Below are 17,873 nucleotides of genomic sequence, written 5' to 3'. Positions count from 1 at the left end.
CGCCGCCGGGCCCCGCCCTCTCCCGGCCGGATCGGACGGTCCCGCCGGTCGCGTCAGGCGGCCGGCGTCGCCGGCACCATGCGCCCCAGCCGGCGCCCGCCGAACAGGTGGACGTGGAAATGCCCGACCTCCTGCCCCCCGTCCGGCCCCATGTTGGAAAGCAGGCGGTAGCCGGAATCCTCCAGCCCGAGCTGCCGCGCGACCAGGCCCACGGCGCGCCAGAAGCCGGCCAGCTCCTCGGCCGGGGCGGTCGCGGCGAAGTCGGCGAAGCTGACGTAGGGGCCCTTCGGGATCACCAGCACATGCACCGGCGCCTGCGGCGCGATGTCGTGGAAGGCGAGGGCATGCTCGTCCTCGTGGACCTTCCGGCAGGGGATCTCGCCGCGCAGGATGCGGGCGAAGATGTTGCCTTCCTCGTAGGGGGGCTTGCCGGTGACGGCCATGGCGGTCCTCCTGCCGGACGGCCGGGCTCGGCCGCGCGGGCGGTTGGCGGTTGGCGCGGGCCCGGCCCGCCGGGAACCCTTCCCCCGGGTCGGGGCGGCCCGTCGGCCCCCTGCGGGCGTCCTGCGGGGAAGCCTGCCCCCGAGGGAGACCGCTCCAGGGGAACCCGTGCTCAGGGGAGCTTGGTGGTCCGCGCCGCCCGGACGATTCCCTTGGGGCGGGATGCCTTCTCGACGATGCCGCTGATGCCCTCGCGCCGGCGCAGCTCGGCCCAGACCTCGTCCGGCCGGATGCCGGCATCCACCCAGACGACGACGAGGTGGTAGAGCAGGTCGGCCGATTCGAGGATGGTCTCGGCGCGGTTGCCCTGCGTCGCCTCGATCACGCACTCCACCGCCTCCTCGCCGAGCTTCTGCGCGACCTTGGGCGTGCCGCGGGCGATCAGCCGGGCGGAATGCGAATTGGCGACGTCGCCGGCGGCGCGGCGCGACTCCACGGTCTGCCAGAGGCGGTCGAGCACCGCGGCGTCGCCCACGGGCTGCAGGTCGAGCGGCGCGAGGTGGCGCGCCTCCGCCTGGCGCACCGCCTTGGGCGGCTTGGCCTTCACCTTGGCGCCGGTGGCGGGCAGCAGCGCGGGCAGCGGCACCGCGGAGCGCTTGCGCGACTTCTTGCCCACGGCCTTGCCGGCCAGGGCCTGCGTCGCCTTGAGGGCGGCATCCCGGAGGGGCAGCTTCTTCTTCGCGCCGGCCTTGGCCTTGGTGGTCTTCGCCATGGATCAGGCCGCCCGCCGGCTCTCGGGCACCGGGCGCACCGGGAAGCCGGCGGCGGCGAGCGCCGCCTTGGCCTCGGCGACGCGCATCGTGCCGTAGTGGAAGACGCTGGCCGCGAGCAGCCCGGTGGCGCCGGCCTCGGCGCCCTCGACGAAGTGGCGCACCTCGCCCACGCCGCCCGAGGCGACCAGCGGCAGGCGCACGGCGCGGCGCATGGCGCGCAGCAGGTCGAGGTCGAAGCCGGTCTTGGTGCCGTCGCGGTCCATCGAGGTCACCAGCAGCTCGCCGGCGCCGAGCGAGGCCATCCGCTTCGCCCACTCGATCGCGTCGATGCCGGTGGGGCGGCGGCCGCCATGGGTGAACACCTCCCAGCGGCCGGGGCCGACGCTGCGCGCGTCGATCGCCACCACGATGGCCTGGCTGCCGAAGGCCTCGGCGGCGCGGCGCACGAGGTCGGGCTCGGCCACGGCCGCCGAGTTGATGCTGGCCTTGTCGGCGCCGGCCAGCAGCAGCCGTCGGACATCCTCGACCGAGCGCACCCCGCCGCCCACGGTGAGCGGGATGAACACCTGCTCGGCGGTGCGGGCGACCACGTCGAGGATGGTGTCGCGGTTCTCGTGCGAGGCGGCGATGTCGAGGAAGGTGATCTCGTCCGCGCCCTCCGAGTCGTAGGTGCGGGCCTGCTCGACCGGGTCCCCGGCATCGCGCAGGGAGACGAAGTTGACGCCCTTGACGACGCGGCCGTCCTTCACGTCCAGGCAGGGGATGACGCGCAGCGCGAGCAAGGGCGGGATGCTCCAGGGCTTCGGATCCATGCCGCGCGGCATCGCGGCACGGCATTCCACTTGAGGCGGAAAGTCTGCCGGGTCAAGCAATGCAGGGACGGGCCGGTTCCCGCCGGCGCGCGGGTCGGGCCCGCGCGCCGCGCGGCCATGGAGGGAGGAGAAGGCATGGCGCTGGAGGCGGGTTGGCCGGAGATCGCCCTGCGCCTGGCGCTGGCCCTGCTGGCCGGGGCGCTGTTCGGCCTCGACCGCTGGTCGCAGGAGCGTCCGGCCGGGCTGCGCACCACCATCCTGGTCGGCCTCGCGGCCGCGGTGGCGATGCTGCTGGCCAACCGGCTGCTCGGCACCGTGGGCAAGGCGCCCGGCTCCTTCGTGAACATCGACGTCATGCGCCTGCCGCTCGGCGTGCTCTCCGGCATGGGCTTCATCGGCGCCGGGGCGATCCTGCGGCAGGGCCAGCACGTCATCGGCGTCACCACGGCGGCGACGCTCTGGTTCGTCACCATGGTCGGGCTGTGCTTCGGCGCCGGCGAGATCGGGCTCGGCCTCGCGGCGCTCGGGCTCGGCCACTTCGCGGTCTGGGCGCTGAAGCGTGTCGAGCGGCACATGACGCGGATCCACCGCTTCGGCCTGGTGCTCGGCCTCCGCGCCGGCTGCGGCCCGATGGCGGGGGTGCCGACGGAGATGCAGGCGGGGCTGCGGGCGGCCGGGCTGCGCGTGGCGCGCGAGAGCCTGACCCTGCTGCCGAACGGGCGGCTCCTGCTGCGCTACGACATCCGCTGGCGCTGCCGCGCCGAGGCGCTCGCGCGCACGCCGGAGGCGGTGGCGGCGCTGGCCGCGAGGCCGGAGGTGGTGTCGCTGCGCTGGTACCCGGAGACGATGCCGTGAGGCGGCGGCGGTCCGCCGGGGCCGCGGGGCCGCCCGCCCCGCGCTCCGCGCCGGCCGGCGCCGGAACGGAGGCGGCGCCGGGATCCCGCCGCGGCCGACCCGTCCCGTCGCCGGGGCGGCGCCCGGGCAGGCCGCCCCGCAGGCTTCCCGAACAGGCTGTCAGGCGCCGGCGATGGTCATCCCGTCGATCCGCACCGTCGGCGAATCCGTGCCGTGGCGGAATTCCAGGTCGTCCGCCGCCGCGAGGTGCAGGAACATCTCCTTCAGGTTGCCGGCCACGGTCAGCCCGCTCACCGGCTCGGCCAGGGCGCCGTCGCGGATCATGAAGCCGGCGGCGCCGCGGCTGTAGTCGCCGGTGACGGCATTCACCCCCATGCCGATCAGCTCGATCAGGTAGAGGCCCTCGCGGATGTCGGCCATCAGCGCCGCCGGGGTGACGGTGCCGGGCGCCAGCCAGAGGTTGGTGGGGGCGGGGTGCGGCGTGCCCGAGACGCCGCGCGCGGCATGGCCGGTGGAATCCATCCCGAGCTGCCGCGCGGCGCGCCAGTCCAGCAGCCAGCTCGTCAGCACCCCGTCCTCCACCAGCAATTGCGGCACGCCCGGCATGCCCTCGCCGTCGAAGGGGCGGGAGCGCAGGCCGCGCGGCCGCAGCGGGTCGTCGTGCACCGCGATGCCCGGCGCGAAGACGCGCTGGCCCAGCCGGTCCTTGAGGAAGGAGGTGCCGCGCGCCACCGCGCCGCCGTTGATGGCGCCCGCGAGGTGCCCGAGCAGCGAGGCGGCCACGCGCGGGTCGTACACCACCGGCATCTGCGCGGTGCGCGGCCGGGTCGGGTTCAGCCGCGCCACCGCCCGCTCGCCGGCGCGGCGGCCGATCGCGGCGGGGTCCTCCAGGTCGGCGCCGAACACGGCGGCGTGGGATTCGGAATCCCGCTCCATCCCGGTGCCCTCGCCGGCCACGGCGCTGGCATGGACGGACCAGGAGGTGCGGGCATAGCCGCCCGCGAAGCCGTTCGAGGTGGCCAGCGCCACCACGGCGCGCCGCCAGCTCGCCGAGGCGCCCTCGGAATTGGTCACGCCCGGCACGGCCAGCGCCGCCGCCTCGGCCGCCGCCGCCCGCTCGGTCAGCAGCGCGGCGGAGGGCTCGGCCGGGTCCTCCAGCTCCAGCCCGGCGAGCAGCGGCCCGACCTTCTCGGCGAGGCCGGCATGCGGGTCCTCCGGCACCACCCGCGCCATGGCGACGGCGCGCTCGGCCAGGGCGGCGAAGCCCTTCGGGTCGGGGTCGGTGGTGGCGACGATGGCCTGCCGCCGGCCGATGAAGACGCGCAGGCCGAGATCCACCGCCTCGGCCCGCTCCAGCTGCTCCAGCTTGCCCAGCCGGTGGTCCACGATCAGCTTCGTGCCCTCGGTGAACAGGGCGTCGGCGGCATCGGCGCCGGCGCGGCGCGCCACGGCCACCAGCTCCTCCAGCAGGGCGGCGCGGGCGGCGGGATCGGCCGGCCGCGGCGCGGAGACGGATGGCGCGGAGACGGGCGGGGCGGACATGCGGGCGCGCTCCCCGGGGCTCAGGCCGCCAGCCGCTCGGCGATGCCGGGCAGCCCCGGCACGCGGCCGGCGGGGCCGAGCGCGGCCAGGGTCGGGGCGGCGCGGAACATGCGCGCGGCCGCCTCCTGCACCTCGGCCACGGTGACGGCGGCGATCTTCGCCTTGGTCTCCTCGGTCGGGATCAGCCGGCCGTAGGACTGGATCTGCCGCGCGAGCTGCTCGCAGCGGCTGCCCGTGCTCTCCAGCGACATCAGCAGCGAGGCGCGCAGCTGCGCCTTGGCGCGGTCCAGCTCCTCGGCGGTGACGTCGTGCTGCACCCGGCGCAGCTCCTCGAGGCAGACCGGCACCAGCTCCTCCGCCTGGTCCTCGCCGGTGCCGGCATAGATGCCGAACAGGCCGCTGTCGGCGTGCGGCGCGGCGTAGGAGTAGATGGAGTAGACCAGCCCGCGCCTCTCGCGGATCTCCTGGAACAGCCGCGAGGACATGCCGCCGCCGAGCAGGGTGGAGAGCAGCAGCGTCGGGAAGTGCAGCCGGTCGGTCTGGGCGAAGGAGGGAAAGCCCAGCAGGATGTGGACCTGGTCGAGGTCCCGCTCCTCGCGGAATTCGCCGCCCTGGTAGCGGGCGGGCTCGGGGGCGGGGGGATGGGCCGCCGGCAGGTCGGCGAAGTGCTGCCCGACGAGGTCGAGCAGTTGCTCGTGCGCGAGGTTGCCGGCGGCGGCCACCACCATGCGCTCCGGCGCGTAGTGGCCGCGCATGTAGGCCATCAGCGCCTCGCGCGAGATCGCCTCCACGGTCTCCTCGGTGCCCAGCACCGGCCGGCCGAGCGGCTGGTCCGGGTAGGCGGTCTCCTGGAAGTGGTCGAAGATGATGTCGTCGGGCGTGTCGTTGGCCTGGCCGATCTCCTGCAGGATCACGCCGCGCTCGCGCTCCACCTCCTCGGGGGCGAAGGTGGAGTGGGTGAGGATGTCGCCGAGGATGTCGGCGGCCAGCGGCAGGTCCTCCTTCATCACCTTGGCGTAGTAGGCGGTCTGCTCGCGCGCCGTGTAGGCGTTGAGGTGGCCGCCCACCGCCTCGATGGCGCGCGAGATCTCGGCGGCGTCGCGCTTCGCGGTGCCCTTGAAGGCCATGTGCTCCAGGAAGTGGGAGACGCCATTCTCCGCCGCCCGCTCGTCGCGGGTGCCGGCGAGGACGTAGGCGCCGATGGAGACGGTCTCGACCCGCGGCATCGTCTCCGACACCACGGTGAGGCCGGAGGGCAGGCGCGTCAGGCGGACGGCATCGGTCATCGGCTGGGGGAGGTCCTCTGGTGGGGGCGCCGCCACGGGCCGGCGGCCGGGCGTGGCGGAAAGGGCGTGTCGGGAAGGGAGTGTTGGGGCGAGCACAGTTAGTCACGCGGCGAGGGGAAGTCGATGGGTGGCGGAAGGGGGGCTCGGGAGAGGGGCGGGGGAGGGGGCCATGGCGCGGCGGGGCGGCCGCGCGGCGTTCAGCCCTGCGCCCGGACCAGCGTGACCAGTTCCGAACAGGGCGGCGGCAGCGGGCCGGCGGTACAGAGCCGCAGCAGGCCGGCAAGGGTCTGCGCCAGCAGCAGCCGGTCGAACGGGTCGCGGTGATGCGGCGGCAGGTCGGCCACCCGCGCCGCGGCCTCGGCGCGGGCCGGCGGCGGCAGGGGAGAACTCCAGGGAAGCCGGTCCGGAGGCTGCCGGGGGCGTTTCCTCGCCGCCCCTGATCCCGCTTGGAGCCCCTCCCGTCAGGCAATAGAAAGCCCCACATGGGACGGCAGGCCGCCGGCCCCGATGGAGACCGCCTTGGACCTTCTGCCCGACCCGATCCGCACCATCCTCGCCTTCGTCATCGTCCTCGGCGTGCTGGTCTTCATCCACGAGCTGGGCCACTACCTGGCCGCCCGCTGGCGCGGCGTGCACGTGGAGGCGTTCTCGATCGGCTTCGGCCGTCCGCTGCTCTCCTGGACCGACCGGCGCGGCACCGCCTGGCGGGTCGCCTGGATCCCGCTCGGCGGCTACGTGAAGCTGCACGGGCAGGAGCGGCCGGAGGAGGCGACGCCCGAGGAACGGGCCCGCTGGCGCCACGGCGAGACCTTCCACGAGAAGCCCGTGGGCAGCCGCGCCATCGTGGTGGCGGCCGGGCCGATCGCCAATTTCGTGCTCGCCGCGGTGCTGTTCGCCGGCCTCTTCATGGTGGTGGGCCAGCCCCGGCAGGACGCGGACAGCACCACGGTCGGCACCGTCTCGGCGAATTCCGCCGCCGCGCGGGCCGGGCTGCGGCCGGGCGACCACATCCTCAGCCTGGACGGCACGCCGGTGGCGCGCTTCGAGGACATCCAGCGCCACATCCAGCCCCGTGCCGGCCAGCCGGTCGCGGTGCGGGTGGAGCGCGACGGCGCGCCGCTCGACCTGACGGCCACCCCCGAGGGGCGCGGCGAGGGCGGCCGCGGCCTGCTCGGCATCTCCGCCATCACCATGCACCGGCTCGACCCGCTCAGCGCCCTCGCGGCGGGGGTGACGCACACGGCGGACATCTCGGGCCAGACCCTCTCCGGGGTATGGCAGATGATCGTCGGCCGACGCGGCACGGAGGAGCTGGGCGGGCCGCTGCGCATCGCCCAGCTTTCCGGGCAGGTGGCGGAGCTGGGAATCGCCTCGCTCATCAGCTTCATGGCGATCCTGTCGGTCAATCTGGCGTTGATAAACCTGTTCCCGATCCCGGTGCTGGACGGCGGCCACCTCGTCTTCTACGCCCTGGAGGCGATACGCGGCCGGCCGCTGCCGCCGCGCGCCGTCGAATACGGCTTCCGCGCCGGCTTCGCGCTGCTGGCGACCCTGTTCATCTTCGCGACCTGGAACGACCTCGCCAATCTCGGGATCATCCGCTGGGTGGCGGGTCTGGTCGGCTAGAGCGGATCGCCGGCGGGCGGACACGCCCGGAGGCGTGAATCCCCCTGGAAACAAGGGGATGGAGCGGAACGCCGTCCCCGCCGGACGGCGCGGCGCCGCTCCCGCCCGGCGGCGGACCCCGCGCCGGCCGCCGGCCGGCCCCCGGTGCGGCAGAAGGGACACGCCCGCCGGCCGATGCCGCGACCGGGCCGGACGGGGCGCGATCTTCGGGGGTTCCGGGGGTGACACCTCGCCGCTATTCTCCGCGCCGCCACGGAACGCCCGGCCCCAGCGCCGTCCCGCCAACCTTACCGCCGATCAGACCGTCGCACGGCACTGCATCAGGGTCGCCCATTGCATTCCTTCCGCGCCTTCCTGCTCGCCACCGCCTGCGCCTCGCTGCCCGTGGCCCTGCCCGACGGCGCGGCGGCCCAGCAGCCCGGCGGCCGCGCCCCGCGGCGGCCCGCCCAGGCGGCGGCCTCCGGCCTCGTGCAGGCCATCGAGATACGCGGCAACCAGCGCATCGAGCCGGACACGATCCGCTCCTACATGCTGCTCCAGCCCGGCGACCCGGTCGACCCGGACCGGCTCGACCGCTCGCTGAAGGCGCTCTACGCGACCGGCCTGTTCCGCGACGTGCAGATCCGCGCCGACGGCGGCCGCATCCTGGTGCAGGTGGCCGAGAACCCGATCGTCAACCGCGTGGCGTTCGAGGGCAACCGCAAGATCTCGGACGACAATCTGCGCCCCGAGATGCAGCTCCGCCCGCGCGCCGTGTTCACCGCCGCCGCCGCGCAGGCGGACCGGCAGCGCATCCTCGACCTCTACGCCCGCCGCGGCCGCTTCGCGGCGCAGGTGACGCCCAAGATCATCCAGCTCGACCAGAACCGGGTGGACGTGGTCTACGAGATCACCGAGGGCGACGCCGCGCTGGTCGCGCGCATCAACTTCGTGGGCAACCAGGAATTCTCGGATGCCCGCCTGCGCGACATCATCGCCACCAAGGAGCAGGCCTGGTTCCGCCTGCTCGGCAACTCCGACCAGTTCGACCCCGAGCGGATGAACTTCGACAAGGAGCTGCTGCGCCGCTTCTACCTGCGCTCCGGCTTCGCCGACGTCGAGATCACCGGCGCCACGGCCGAGCTGGCGCCGGACCGCAGCGGCTTCTTCCTGACCTACACGATCAGCGAGGGCGCCCGCTACCACATCGGCAAGGTGGACGTCGTTTCGCGCCTGCGCAATTTCGACGGCGCCACCGTCATGCGCGAGATCGACATCTCCGAGGGCGACCTCTACGACGGCGACGCGGTGGAGCGCACCGCCGAGCTGCTCACCGAGAGCATCAACCGCCGCGGCTTCCCCTTCGTCGAGGTGCAGCCGCGCATCGCCCGCAACCGCGAGGCGCACACCGTCGACCTCACCTTCGAGGTGACCGAGGCGCCGCGCGTCTGGGTCGAGCGCATCGACATCAACGGCAACACCCGCACCCAGGACCGGGTGATCCGCCGCGAGTTCCGCCTCGCCGAGGGCGACGCCTTCAACGCCGCGGCGATCCGCCGCTCGCGCCAGCGCATCCGCGACCTCGGCTTCTTCCAGGACGTGCAGGTCACCACCGTGCCCGGCTCGGCGCCCGACCGCGCCATCCTGAACACGGCGGTCACCGAGCGCGCCACGGGCGAGGTCTCGATCGGCGGCGGCTACTCGACGGATGCCGGCGTGCTCGGCGACATCGGCCTGCGCGAGCGCAACCTGCTCGGCACCGGCATCGACGCGCGCATCAACACCACCATCGCCCAGCGCCGCAGCCAGGTCGACCTCTCGATCACCGACCCGGCCTTCATGGACCGCAACATCGCGGTCGGCGCCGACATCTTCTACGTGCAGCGCAACCTGCTCACCATCTCCTCCTACCAGGAGCGGCAGGCGGGCTTCGCGCTCCGCGCCGGGTATGAGTTCAACGAGCGCCTGCGGCAGTCCTGGGCCTACACCCTGACCAACCGGGACGTGTACAACATCTCCTCCGACGCCTCGCTGCTGATCAAGCAGCAGCAGGGCTCGACGCTGCTCTCGCAGATCAGCCAGACCCTCACCTACGACCGCCGCGACAACCGGCTCGACCCGCACAGCGGCTACGTGGCGCGCCTCGGCACCGACGTCGCCGGCCTCGGCGGCGACGTGGCCTATGTGCGCGGCCGCGTGGACGGCACCTACTTCATCCCGTTCGAGCGGCTGCTCGGCGATCCCGACTACGTGCTGACCATCTCGGGCTCGGCCGGCTATCTCCAGCCCTACGGCGGCAAGGACGAGCGCATCGTCGACCGCTTCTTCCTCGGCGGCGAGAACCTGCGCGGCTTCGCCATCGCCGGCGCCGGCCCGCGCGACACCTCGACGCGCGACGCGCTCGGCGGCCGCCTGCTGCTGACCCAGAGCACGGAGTTCCGCTTCCCCCTGCCGCTGCCCTCCGAGATCGGGCTGCTCGGGCGCGTCTTCGTCGACATCGGCTCGCTGTCGCAGATCTCGTCCGCGGACCGCCGGCTCTCCCCCAACATCGTGGACGATTCGAGCCCGCGCGTCGGCGCCGGCGTCGGCGTCTCCTGGCGCTCCCCGTTCGGCCTGATCAACATCGACCTCGGCCAGGCGGTGGTGAAGAAGTCCTACGACCAGACCCAGGTGTTCCGCTTCGGCTTCGGCACGCGGTTCTAGATTCCAGGAAAGCCCACCTCATGCGTCCCTCGACCGCCCCCAGCGGCGCCAGACTTCGTGCCGCCCTGCTCGGCGCCGCCGCGCTGCCGCTGCTCCTCGCCGTGCCCGCCCGCGCCCAGCAGCAGGAATGGTTCATCCCGAACCAGGGCGGCGGCCAGGGGCGGCCCGCCCAGCAGGCCCAGCAGCCGCAGCGCCCGGCCCAGCAGGCGCAGCCGCAGCGTCCGGCCCAGCAGGCGCAGCCGCAGCGCCAGGCGCCGCCCGCCCTGCCGCCCGGCCAGCAGCCGCCCGCCGCCGTCGTCGGCATCGTCGACGTGCCCGAGGTGCAGCGCGTCTCCACCGCCTTCAACCAGGTGCGCGAGGAGATCGAGCGCCGCCGGCAGAAGCTCAACGAGGACCTGCAGCGCGAGCAGCAGAACTGGCGCGAGCAGCAGCAGCAGCTCGCCAACACCCGCGCCACCCTCTCCCCCGAGCAGCTCCGCCAGCGCGAGCGCGACCTGCAGGACCGCATCACCGACGCCCAGCGCATCTTCCGCGACCGCTCGCGCGGCATCGAGCAGGCGGCGCAGCAGGCGCTGGTCGAGATCGAGCAGGGCCTCGCCGTGGTGATCCGCCAGGTCGCCGCCAGCCGCAACGTCAACCTCGTCCTGCCGCGGCCGCTGGTGATCTACAACGACCCGCAGTTCGACCTCACCGAGGAGGTGGCGAACCAGTTCAACCGCGCCCTGCGCACCGTGACGCTGCCGGCCGAGTCGGCCGCGCCGGCGGCCCAGGCCGCGGGTCAGGGAGGGCAGGCCGCCGCGCCGGCCCAGCCGGCGCGTCCGGCCCAGCCGGCGCAGCAGGGCAACCGGCGGTAGCGGGTGGCGGTCGACCCGCGCTTCCACGGGGCACCGCACCCGCAGGACCTCGCGGCGGTCGTGGCCGCCGCCGGCGGCCATGTCGCCGCGGGCACCGACACGACGCGCCGCTTCGCGGGCGCGGCGCCGCTGCATTCGGCCGGCCCCGACGAGGTCAGCTTCCTCGACAACCGCCGCTACCTGCCGGCGCTGCGCGGCAGCCGCGCCGGGGCCGTGATCCTGCATCCCGACCTCGCCGCCGAGGTGCCGCCGGGCAGCGTCGCGATCCTCGCGGCGCAGACCTATCTCGGCTGGTGCCGGGTGCTGCGGCTGTTCCATCCGCCCCCGGCGCCGGTCGCCTCGATCCACCCGACCGCGGCGATCGCGGCGGATGCGTCGCTGGGCGCGGGCTGCGAGATCGGCCCCTACGCCGTGGTGGAATCCGGCGCCGAGCTGGGCGCGGGCTGCGTGCTCGGCCCGCATGCCGTGGTCGGGCGCGGCGTGGTGCTCGGGCCGGGCTGCCGCATCGGCGCGCACGCCTCGATCAGCCATGCCATCGCGGGGCGCGAGGTGGTGCTGCATCCCGGGGCGCGCGTGGGGCAGGAAGGCTTCGGCTTCGCGGTGACGCCGACGGGCGGCTTCGAGACCGTGCCGCAGCTCGGCCGCGTCCTGCTCGGCGATCACGTCGAGATCGGCGCCAACAGCTGCGTCGACCGTGGCTCTGCGCAGGACACGGTGCTGGGTCCCGGCACGCGCCTCGACAACCTGGTACAGATCGGGCACAACGTCCGCACCGGACGGGGGTGCGTCCTGGTGGCCCAGGTCGGCATCTCCGGCTCCACCCTGCTCGGCGACTTCGTCACCCTCGGCGGTCAGGCCGGCGTCGTCGGCCATGTCAGCATCGGGGACGGGGCGCGCATCAGCGCGCAGGCCGGCGTGTCGAAGGACGTTCCCGCCCGGCAGGACTGGGCCGGTTCCCCGGCGCGTCCCGAACGGGAGTACAAGCGCACGATCGTCCAGTTGCGGCGGCTCGGGCGGTAGCCGTCCCGCCCGCCGGGCCCGGTGCGTCGCAGCCGGCGGAAGGGCGTGGTCGTTCGTGACGGCCACGGGCCGGCCCGCCGCGGTCGAGGGAGCCGGCACCGGAGGTGCGTATGTTTCTGGGAGCACCCGGCGGGGCCGGGCGCTCCGGCCCATGGCCCATCCACGGCGGCCGTCTGGTACGGCCGCCTGGGCGATGGAGCTTGACGGTTGCGGCACGGCTGCGGCGCGCGATAGGCGTGGCGGCCGCGCCGGCGCGTTCCCGGGCCGCGCGGCATACCGCGCGGCCGGCGGCACGCGCCAGATAAAGCCGGGGCGGGGCGGGCGGCGGGGCCGGCCGCCGCCGTCCCCGGGCAGTCCGGCGGGGCGCGGTGCCGTCCGTGGCCGCGGGGCTGCCCGTTCTTGAAGGGATCGAGGGGGAGGCGCCGTTCTGCCGTGTGCGGCCGGCACGCCCCCGGGGGTGGAAAGGCGAACCGGTCGCGATGGCTGTCGAGGGTGAGTTCGGGCGGGAGCAGGAAGCTCCCGCGGCGGGCGATGGGTCGGACGTGATGGATATCGGGCGCATCATGCGCGCGATCCCGCACCGCTACCCGTTCCTGCTGGTGGACCGGATCGTCGAGCTGCGCCTGGGCGAGTCGGCGGTCGGCATCAAGAACGTCACGGCGAACGAGAATTTCTTCCAGGGCCACTTCCCCGGCCACCCGGTGATGCCGGGCGTGCTCATCATCGAGAGCATGGCGCAGACCGCCGCCGCGCTGGTGGTGGAGACGCTGGGCCAGGCCGGCACCGGCAAGCTGGTCTACTTCATGAGCATCGACGAGGCGAAGTTCCGTCGCCCCGTGGTGCCGGGCGACCAGATGCGGATCCAGGTGACGAAGCAGCGCGCGCGCGGCACCGTATGGAGGCTTTCCGCCGTCGCCCGAGTCGACGGCGTCGTGGTCGCCGAGGCGACCTGTTCCGCGATGATCCGGGATCCCTGAGTTTTGCTCGACACCCAAACGCCCCTGATCCACCCCTCGGCCGTGATCGCGCCGGAGGCGGTGATCGCCGAGGGGGCCCGCATCGGCCCGAACTGCCGCATCGGCCCCTGGACCATCGTCGGCAAGGACGTGGTGCTGGAGGAGGGCGTCGTGCTCGGCGCCCATGTCGTGATCGACGGCATCACCCGGCTCGGCGCCGGGGTGCAGGTCTTCTCCTTCGCGACGATCGGCCTGCCGCCCCAGGACATCAAGTACAAGGGCGAGCCGACCCGCGTGGAGATCGGCCCCCGCACCGTGGTGCGCGACCACGCCTCCGTGCACCGCGGCAGCGTCGGCGGCGAGGGCGTCACCCGCGTCGGCTCGGACTGCCTGCTGATGGCGGTCTCCCATGTCGGGCACGACTGCCAGCTCGGCAACGGCGTGATGCTCGCCAACAACGTCATGCTCGGCGGCCATGTCGCGATCGGTGACACCACCTTCGTCGGCGGCGGCGTCGCGGTGCACCAGTTCACCCGCATCGGCCGGCAGGCGATCATCGGCGGCATGTCGGGGGTCGCGCGCGACGTGATCCCGTTCGGCGCCGCCTTCGGCCCGCACGCCCGGCTGCGCGGCCTCAACATCATCGGCCTCAAGCGACGCGGCTTCCCGCGCGAGCAGATCCACGGCCTGCGCGCCCTGTTCCGCGCCCTCTACCGCGAGCCCGGCGCCTTCAACCAGCGCCTCGCCGCCGCCGAGGAGCGCTTCCGCGGCGATCCGCTGGCCGACGAGATCCTCGACTTCGTGCAGACGCCGAGCCGGCGCGGCCTGCTGCCCGCCGGCCGCTCGGTCGGCGCCGACGAGGCGAAGGAAGGGCTGGATTGATGCCTGCCCCCGCCGCGGCGTCCGCCGCCGGGCGCGCCGCCCGCGCATGAGCGGGGCGCTCGGCATCATCGCCGGCGGCGGCGGCGTGCCGCTCCGCCTGGCCGCCGGCGCCGCCCGCGCCGGCCGGCCGGTCTTCGTGCTGGCGCTGGAAGGCTTCGCCGACCCGGCCGACTATGCCGGCCACCCGCACGAGGTGGTGCGGATCGGCGCCGCCGGCCGCATCCTGGAGCGGCTGCGCGCCCATGGCTGCCGGCAGGTAGTGCTGAGCGGCGCGGTCAAGCGCCCCTCCTTCCTGGCGCTGCGCCCCGATGCCGGCGCGGTCGGGCTGATCGCCCGCATCGGCCGCGCCGCCATGGGCGGCGACGACACGCTGCTTTCCGCCGTGGTGCGCATCCTGGGCGAGGAGGGCTTCGAGGTCGTCGCCTCGCAGGACGTGCTCAAGGACCTGCTTTCCGTGCCCGGCCCGGTCGGCGCGCTGGTGCCGGACGCCCCGGCCACGGCCGACATACGCCGCGGCATCGAGGTGCAGCGCGCCCTGGCCGCCGCCGATGTCGGCCAGGCGGTGGTGGTGCAGCAGGGCCTCGTCCTCGGGCTGGAGGGCGTCGAGGGCACGGATGCGCTGCTGGAGAGGGTCGGTCCGCTGCGCCGCGAGGGGCCGGGCGGCGTGCTGGTGAAGCTGCTCAAGCCCGGCCAGAGCCGCATCGTCGACTTGCCCACGGTCGGCGTCACGACCGTGCGCGGCGCGGCGGCGGCGGGCCTGCGCGGCATTGCCATCGAGGCGGGCGGCACCATCCTGGTGGACCGTGCCGCCGTCGCCGCGGCCGCCGACGCGGCCGGGCTGTTCGTCGTCGCGATCGAGCCGGATCGCTTCCCGGCGCAGGAACCGGCGGCCGGCGCGTGAATTCCGGATCCGTGAGGGAGTTGCCACGATGAGCCAGGGCTTCAGCCTGCTGCACACCATGCTGCGCGTCGGCGACCTCGACCGCAGCGTGGAATTCTACACCCAGGCGCTCGGCATGCGCGAGCTGCGCCGCCGCGACGTGCCGGACGGCAAGTACACGCTGGCCTTCCTCGGCTACGGCGACAATTCCACCGGCGCCGCCGAGCTGGAGCTGACATACAATTACGGCGTCGACCACTACGACCTCGGCGGCGCCTACGGCCACATCGCGCTCGGCGTGCCCGACATCCACGCGGCGGCCGAGAAGGTGCGCGCGGCCGGCGGCAAGGTGACGCGCGAGCCGGGGCCGGTGAAGTTCGGCACCACCGTGATCGCCTTCGTCGAGGACCCGGACGGCTACAAGATCGAGCTGATCGAGCGCAAGCCGAACGCCGGCGGGGTGCAGCCCTGAACGGCTGACACGCCGACGGGCGGCCGGAGTCGCCGCGCATGGCCCTGCTGCCCGAGCTCTGGCGCGCCGCGACCTCGGGCGCCGAGGCGCTGGTGGACAACCCGCTCACCCGCGCCATCACCGGGCAGGAGACGGTGCGCCTCGCCGTCACCGGCCTCTCGCGCGCCGGCAAGACGGTGTTCCTCACCTCGCTGATCGCCAACCTGCTGGCGGCAGGCAGCGGCGCCCGCACCCTGCCGGCGCTGGAGAAGGCCGCCGGCGGGCGCCTGCGCGGCGTGCGCGTCCTGCCCGCCGGCATCGAGACGGTGCCGCGCTTCGACCACGCTGCGCACCTCGCCGCGCTGGCCGCCGACCCGCCGCGCTGGCCGAGCCGCACCGAGGATTTCTCCACCTTTGCCCTGACCCTGGTGATCGAGCGGGCCGGGGCGTTCCGGCACCTCTCGCCGCAGCGCACGGTGACGCTGGAGCTGCTCGACTATCCGGGCGAGTGGCTGCTCGACCTGCCCATGCTGGCGCAGGATTTTCCCGAGTGGTCGGCGGCGACGCTGCGGCGGCTCGGGCAGGGGCCGCGCGCCGCCGCCTTCGCCCCCTTCCGCGCCTTCCTCGACGCGCTGCCGCCCGGCGCCCCGGCCGACGACGCGCTGTTCCGGCGCGGCTACACCCTCTACCGCGACGCGCTGATCGAGTGCCGCGACCGCCACGGGCTGCACCTGCTGCAACCCGGCCGCTTCCTCAACCCCGGGCCGCGCGGCGAGACGCCGCTGCTCTGGTTCTTCCCCCTGCCGGCCGGGCATGCCGGCAGCCTCGCCGAGCTGTGCGCCCGCCGCTACGACGCCTACCGCGAGGACCAGCGCACCGGCTTCCTCGACCCCTTCCTGCGCCGCTTCGACCGGCAGGTGGTGCTGGCCGACGTGCTCGGCGCGCTGCATGCCGGCCCGGACAGCTTCGCCGACACGGCCGAGGCGCTGGCGCTGATCTCGTCCAGCCTGCGCGGCACCGCCTCCTGGCTGGACTGGCTGCGTCTCGACTGGCTCGGCCTCGACTGGCTGCGTGCCACCCCGCCGAAGGTGGTGTTCGCCGCCACCAAGGCCGACCACGTGCCGACCCGGCAGCGCGAGGCGCTGATCTCGCTGCTGCGCGACCTCACCGGCACCGTGGCCCCGCCCAACGCCCTGCCGGCGCCGGACGGGGGCGCCGCGCACGCCATCGCGGCGGTGCGCTGCACCGAGGACACGGTCTATCCGCTGCCGCAGCCGGAGGGGCCGCCGCGCCCCGTGGCCGCCGTGCGCGGCGTGCTGCTGGAGAACGGCCGCGCCGCCACCGTCTATCCCGGCGAGGTGCCGCTGCGCCGACCCGATGCGGAATTCTGGGAGCATGCCTATTTCCGGATGCCGGTGTTCCAGCCGCCCCGGATCGACCCGGCCGGCAATACCGGCGTGCCGCATCTCGGCATGGACACGCTGCTGGGCGCGCTGATCGGCGACCTGCTGTAGCCGGCAACCCGGCGGCGCGGCGGCACCGGGATGGCCTCCGGCGCGTTCGCTGTCCCTTGGCCCCGGAGGACCCGCCGTGAACCGACCGACAGGCCCGCGCATCCTGGTCGAGGAACCGTCCGAGCGGCTCGACCTGCTGCCCACCCCCGGCGTGGCGCCGGCGGAGGAGCCGGCGGCTGCCGAGCCGGGCCCGTCGCCCGCGCCGACGCCGCCGGCTGCCGCGCGGCCGGTCGTGGCGCCGGAGGCCCCGGCGCCGGCCGCGCCTCCCCGGCGCCCCGGCCCCGGCCCTGCCGCCGCCGCGCCCGCCACCCCGCGCCGGAGCGCCGAGCCGGCGCCGCCGCCCGGCCCCGCCGCCCCGCCGCAGGTCTTCCTGGACGAGGACGAGCCGGCGGAACGGCTCGACTTCTCCTGGGAGCGCAGCGTGGCCGGCGCCCCGCCGGTACGGCCGCGCGAATCCACCCTGACGCTGATCGGCGGCGGCATCGGCGTGCTGCTGCTCGGCCTGTCGCTGCTGGAGACGATCGGCTTCGTCTCCGCCCAGTTCGATCGCTCCGACCTGCTCGGCGCCGCGACGCTGCTGGTCGCCCTCGCCGGCTACGGGCTGATCGCGACCGGGATCTGGCGCGAGGTGAACGGGCTGCTCTCGCTGCGCGGCGTGGAACGTGCCCGCCGCGCCTTCGCCCGCCAGGACCTCGCCGCCGCCCGCGCCGAGGCCGCGCGCTGGGCCTCCGGGGTGGAGGCGGCCCAGGGCATGCGCGACGAGCTGGCCCGCGCGCCCGACCTCGCCACGCTGCGCGGCCTGCTGGAGGCCGGCCCGCTCGCCACGCTGGACGAGCGTTCCCTCGCCCTCGGCCGCGAGGCGGCGCTGCAGGTGCTGGCGATGACGGCGGTCAGCCCCTCGCCGGGCCTGGACGGGGTGCTGGTGGTCTGGCGCGGCGTGCGGCTGGTGCGGCAGGTGGCGGCGCTGCACGGGCTGCGCCCCGGCCTGCTCGGCACGGTCCGGCTGCTGCGGCGCGTGGCCTTCGATGCCGCCGGCGTCGCCGCCACCGATGTCGCCGTCACCACCCTGGCCGACGCGGTGATGACCAGCCCGATGGCGGGCGGGCTGGTCGGCACGGCCGCGGGCTCGGCCGTCGCGGCGCGCCGCATGCTGCGCCTCGCCCGCGCCGCGTCGGAGGCGTGCCGCATCGTGCCGCGCGCGTAGCGGGAAGGTTTCCGCGCCCGCCGGCGGACGGACAGCCCGCACCCGGTTCCGGGCCTAGAGCCGATCCAGCCTGACTGTATCAGGCCGGAACGGCT

17 protein-coding genes are annotated in these 17,873 nt (G+C 74.8%); 11 read left to right on the top strand and 6 right to left on the bottom strand.

Features of this window, described 5'->3' with window-relative positions:
* Positions 1-53: 53 nt before the first annotated feature.
* From M0638_RS22520 to hisF, 3 genes are all read right to left on the bottom strand, one after another.
* Positions 54-443, bottom strand: coding sequence for a histidine triad nucleotide-binding protein (locus tag M0638_RS22520; protein WP_248669207.1), 390 nt, complete (start codon positions 441-443; stop codon positions 54-56).
* Positions 444-613: 170 nt separating this feature from the next.
* Positions 614-1,213, bottom strand: a complete 600-nt coding sequence (locus M0638_RS22515) for a phosphoribosyl-ATP diphosphatase (RefSeq protein ID WP_248669206.1) — start codon at positions 1,211-1,213, stop codon at positions 614-616.
* Between the two features lie 3 nt (positions 1,214-1,216).
* Positions 1,217-1,996, bottom strand: coding sequence for an imidazole glycerol phosphate synthase subunit HisF (gene hisF, locus M0638_RS22510; protein ID WP_248669229.1), 780 nt, complete (start codon positions 1,994-1,996; stop codon positions 1,217-1,219).
* 165 nt (positions 1,997-2,161) lie between these two features.
* Here hisF and M0638_RS22505 point away from each other — a divergent pair, with 165 nt between their 5' ends.
* Positions 2,162-2,881: an MgtC/SapB family protein gene (locus M0638_RS22505; RefSeq protein WP_248669205.1), complete on the top strand. Its 720-nt coding sequence runs from the start codon at positions 2,162-2,164 to the stop codon at positions 2,879-2,881.
* A gap of 159 nt (positions 2,882-3,040) precedes the next feature.
* Here M0638_RS22505 and M0638_RS22500 read toward each other — a convergent pair whose 3' ends face one another.
* The 3 genes from M0638_RS22500 to M0638_RS22490 form a co-directional block, all read right to left on the bottom strand.
* Positions 3,041-4,423: a TldD/PmbA family protein gene (locus M0638_RS22500; RefSeq protein WP_248669204.1), complete on the bottom strand. Its 1,383-nt coding sequence runs from the start codon at positions 4,421-4,423 to the stop codon at positions 3,041-3,043.
* A 20-nt stretch (positions 4,424-4,443) separates the two neighbouring features.
* A complete protein-coding gene (locus tag M0638_RS22495) occupies positions 4,444-5,709 on the bottom strand; it encodes a M16 family metallopeptidase (protein ID WP_248669203.1) in 1,266 nt (421 codons plus the stop codon).
* A gap of 197 nt (positions 5,710-5,906) precedes the next feature.
* Positions 5,907-6,053: a PIN domain-containing protein gene (locus M0638_RS22490; RefSeq protein ID WP_248669202.1), complete on the bottom strand. Its 147-nt coding sequence runs from the start codon at positions 6,051-6,053 to the stop codon at positions 5,907-5,909.
* A gap of 175 nt (positions 6,054-6,228) precedes the next feature.
* Here M0638_RS22490 and rseP point away from each other — a divergent pair, with 175 nt between their 5' ends.
* The 10 genes from rseP (at position 6,229) to M0638_RS29170 (ending at position 17,778) form a co-directional block, all read left to right on the top strand.
* Positions 6,229-7,335: an RIP metalloprotease RseP gene (rseP, locus tag M0638_RS22485; protein ID WP_248669201.1), complete on the top strand. Its 1,107-nt coding sequence runs from the start codon at positions 6,229-6,231 to the stop codon at positions 7,333-7,335.
* A gap of 333 nt (positions 7,336-7,668) precedes the next feature.
* A complete protein-coding gene (gene bamA, locus M0638_RS22480; RefSeq protein WP_248669200.1) occupies positions 7,669-10,017 on the top strand; it encodes an outer membrane protein assembly factor BamA in 2,349 nt (782 codons plus the stop codon).
* A 20-nt stretch (positions 10,018-10,037) separates the two neighbouring features.
* Positions 10,038-10,871: an OmpH family outer membrane protein gene (locus M0638_RS22475; RefSeq protein WP_248669199.1), complete on the top strand. Its 834-nt coding sequence runs from the start codon at positions 10,038-10,040 to the stop codon at positions 10,869-10,871.
* Positions 10,872-10,874: 3 nt separating this feature from the next.
* Complete coding sequence (gene lpxD, locus M0638_RS22470; RefSeq protein WP_248669198.1) at positions 10,875-11,891, top strand: UDP-3-O-(3-hydroxymyristoyl)glucosamine N-acyltransferase; 1,017 nt, start codon at positions 10,875-10,877, stop codon at positions 11,889-11,891.
* A gap of 545 nt (positions 11,892-12,436) precedes the next feature.
* Positions 12,437-12,868, top strand: coding sequence for a 3-hydroxyacyl-ACP dehydratase FabZ (gene fabZ, locus M0638_RS22465; RefSeq protein ID WP_248669228.1), 432 nt, complete (start codon positions 12,437-12,439; stop codon positions 12,866-12,868).
* 3 nt (positions 12,869-12,871) lie between these two features.
* Positions 12,872-13,729, top strand: coding sequence for an acyl-ACP--UDP-N-acetylglucosamine O-acyltransferase (lpxA, locus tag M0638_RS22460; RefSeq protein ID WP_248669197.1), 858 nt, complete (start codon positions 12,872-12,874; stop codon positions 13,727-13,729).
* 46 nt (positions 13,730-13,775) lie between these two features.
* Positions 13,776-14,630, top strand: coding sequence for an LpxI family protein (locus M0638_RS22455; protein WP_248669196.1), 855 nt, complete (start codon positions 13,776-13,778; stop codon positions 14,628-14,630).
* A gap of 28 nt (positions 14,631-14,658) precedes the next feature.
* Positions 14,659-15,081: a lactoylglutathione lyase gene (gene gloA, locus M0638_RS22450; RefSeq protein WP_248669195.1), complete on the top strand. Its 423-nt coding sequence runs from the start codon at positions 14,659-14,661 to the stop codon at positions 15,079-15,081.
* Positions 15,082-15,119: 38 nt separating this feature from the next.
* Positions 15,120-16,574 carry a YcjX family protein gene (locus tag M0638_RS22445; protein WP_248669194.1) on the top strand — a complete coding sequence of 485 codons (1,455 nt, stop codon included), beginning with the start codon at positions 15,120-15,122 and terminating at the stop codon, positions 16,572-16,574.
* Positions 16,575-16,650: 76 nt separating this feature from the next.
* Positions 16,651-17,778 carry a DUF697 domain-containing protein gene (locus M0638_RS29170; protein WP_248669193.1) on the top strand — a complete coding sequence of 376 codons (1,128 nt, stop codon included), beginning with the start codon at positions 16,651-16,653 and terminating at the stop codon, positions 17,776-17,778.
* Positions 17,779-17,873 lie beyond the last annotated feature (95 nt).

The sequence above is a fragment of the Roseomonas acroporae genome (assembly GCF_023223525.1).
GTDB lineage: Bacteria > Pseudomonadota > Alphaproteobacteria > Acetobacterales > Acetobacteraceae > Roseomonas_E > Roseomonas_E acroporae.
This window is presented reverse-complemented; position numbering and strand designations above follow the sequence as displayed.